This window comes from Actinomadura darangshiensis (assembly GCF_004349235.1).
GTDB lineage: Bacteria > Actinomycetota > Actinomycetes > Streptosporangiales > Streptosporangiaceae > Spirillospora > Spirillospora darangshiensis.
In genome coordinates this window covers 1-2,667 of record NZ_SMKY01000546.1, presented here as the reverse complement: position 1 = coordinate 2,667, position 2,667 = coordinate 1, and the positions used below count along the sequence as shown (strand labels likewise).

2 protein-coding genes and 1 pseudogene are annotated in these 2,667 nt (G+C 69.9%); 1 reads left to right on the top strand and 2 read right to left on the bottom strand.

Annotated elements, in window-relative coordinates:
• Positions 1–292 (bottom strand): annotated as a pseudogene (locus E1293_RS49085) (hypothetical protein); the annotation flags it as partial.
• A 124-nt stretch (positions 293–416) separates the two neighbouring features.
• Between E1293_RS49085 and E1293_RS46165 the strand changes: the two are divergent.
• Positions 417–1,367: an alpha/beta hydrolase gene (locus E1293_RS46165; RefSeq protein WP_132206373.1), complete on the top strand. Its 951-nt coding sequence runs from the start codon at positions 417–419 to the stop codon at positions 1,365–1,367.
• A gap of 308 nt (positions 1,368–1,675) precedes the next feature.
• Here the strand turns inward: E1293_RS46165 and E1293_RS46160 are convergent, their stop codons facing one another.
• Positions 1,676–2,602 (bottom strand): PDR/VanB family oxidoreductase, encoded by a 927-nt coding sequence (locus E1293_RS46160; RefSeq protein WP_243717559.1) that lies wholly within the window; start codon positions 2,600–2,602, stop codon positions 1,676–1,678.
• Positions 2,603–2,667: the final 65 nt, after the last annotated feature.

The window sequence follows — 2,667 nt, the reverse complement described above, 5'->3', positions numbered from 1 at the left end:
CCCTTGCCGCACCCTCGAAGCCCGGCCCGCCGCCTTCCTCGTCCCCGACCGGATTCTGCGAGGCGGTGCGTACGGGTGCCTCCTGCGACGAGGCGACGGGAACCGCGCGGAAGGAGACGCCGGCCGCCGGGTCGACGAGACCGGCCGGGCACTCGGCGAGCCTCGCGGTCTCCTGGACGAGGGTGCGCAAGGTCACCCTGGCGGCGATCAGCCCGTCGAAGAAGCCGATCACCCGCACGGCGTTCTCCGCGTCGGCGTCCAGCGCCGACAGCCGCAGGAGCAGGCCCTTCATGCGGGAAGGGTACGCCAACCGACGATCGGCGGATTTCCCGCCGGTTTCCCCGGCGGATGTCGGCTGGGCACGGAGCGCGGCACGGCCGACACTGGTGACGCCCGCCGTTGAGAGGAGCACCGAGGTGTCGTACGCCTACGATCCGGAACTCGCCCCCTGGGTCGCCATGATCCCGCGCCTCACGATCACCGACATCGAGCAGACCCGCCGGAGCGAGTCGGCGATGTTCGCGGACATGCCGAAGTACAAGGCGCCGGTTCCGGTGGAGTCCCGAGACGTCATCGTGCCGGGGCCTCAGGACGCGCCGGGCGTCCCGGTCCGGATCTTCGCGCCGGCCGGCCGGGAAGGCGATCTGCCGGGCCTCGTCTACATCCACGGCGGCGGGTTCGTCCTCGGCAGTGTCGACCTGTACGTGGAGGACGCGACCGCCATCGCCGCGGAGGTCGGCGCGGTGGTCGTCTCCGTCGAGTACCGGCTCGCCCCCGAGCATCCCTTCCCTGCCGGCCTGGAGGACTGCTATGCCGCGCTGACCTGGACGGCCGCGAACGCCGCCGACCTCGGAATCGATCCGGCACGGCTGGCCGTGGGCGGCGAGAGCGCGGGCGGCGGGCTGTCCGCGGGGGTCGCGCTGCTCGCCCGAGACCGGGGCGGCCCCTCCCTGTGCTTCCAGCTCCTCGGCATCCCGGAACTGGACGACCGGCTCGACACCCCGTCCATGCGCGCCTACCACGACACGCCGATCTGGAACCGGCCCAATGCCGAACTGAGCTGGGACTACTACCTCGGTGAGGGCGTCCGCGGCACCGCCGGCGTCTCCCCGTACGCGGCGCCCGCCCGCGCCGGGGACCTCTCCGGACTCCCGCCCGCCTACGTCACGACCTGCGAGTTCGACCCGCTCCGCGACGAGGGCCTGACCTACGCGCAGCGGCTCATCCAGGCGGGCGTCCCGGCCGAGGTGCACCACTACCCGGGCACGTTCCACGGCTCCAGCATGATCGCGGACGCGGCCGTCTCGAAGCGCATGAACACCGACCGGCTGGCCGCCCTCCGCCGCACCCTGCACCCCGCCCCCTAGGACCATTGAGGTGCGGCGTCTACGGCGGCGGTAGCAGGACGCCACACCGGAGTCGATCCCGCGCGCCGCCGGCGAACTGCTGGATGTAGGGCCCGGTCGACCTGGATGGCAGCACGCCCAGCACCGTCCCGCGTCGCGAGACAGCCGACGTCGGACACTCGACCCCGCCCGTGAGCTCGGACAGTCGGCCGCCGAATCGACACACCGACGCACCGACGCACCGACGCACCGGAGGCCATAGCAGTGTGGACGGCGAACGCCACAGTGACGCTGCTGCCTCGCACCGCACATGCTGCGCGCCCCGCCGACTAAAGCTCCAGGACAAGGCGAAGGCCGCGGGCACGCGACACACAAATCATCATGAAGCCGCCGTCCGCGCGCTCCGCCTCGGTCAGCACCGAGTCCCGGTGGTCAGGCTCCCCTTCGAGGACAGGCGTCTCACAGGTCCCGCACGTTCCTTCGCGGCAGGACGAGAGAACGTTGACGCCCGCTTTCTCGACGGTCTCCAAAATAGAGCAGCCCGGCTCGATCCGCAGAGTAAGGCCACTCACCGAAAGGTCCACCTCGAACGCCTCGTCCGCTCCCACGACGGGCTTCGGAGTGAACCGTTCAGTCCGCAATGAACCATCTGCAAGGGCCGCACACCGCTCCTCGACCGCCACGAGCATCGGCTCTGGCCCACAACAGTAAACGAGCGTATCCGGTGTCGCTTCACTCAGCGCACTGTCGAGATCGAGCAGGCCGAACTCGTCTTGAGGACGTATCTCGACCCGTTCACCATACGCGGCCAACTCGTCCAGGAACGCCATGGCCGACCGTCGCCGTCCACCGTAGAGAAGCCGCCATTCGGCGCCCGCCGCCTCCGCCTCGGCCACCATCGGCAGGATCGGCGTGATACCGATGCCCCCTGCGAGGAACAGATAGCGCGGCGCCTCCTTAAACGCGAAATGATTGCGCGGCCCCCGCGCGACCAGGTGGTCCCCCACTCGCACACGCTCGTGGACGAACGTCGACCCAGGCCCCTCCTTGAGGACGCCGATCCGCCACGTCGTCGAATCGGCCGAGTCTCCGCACAACGAGTACTGCCGGACAAGGCCCTCGCCGAGCACCAATTCAATATGTGCCCCGGCCCGCCAGAAGGGCAGTTCCCCGTCCACGCCCCGCAGGATCAACTCCAGCACACCATCCGCGAGTTCCCGCCTCCCGATGACCACAACTTCCGTATCCGCGCCCACCAACGACCACCCATCACCACGGGTCCCTCAACACCACCGACCACGCGTTCCAGACGCCCTTGGAC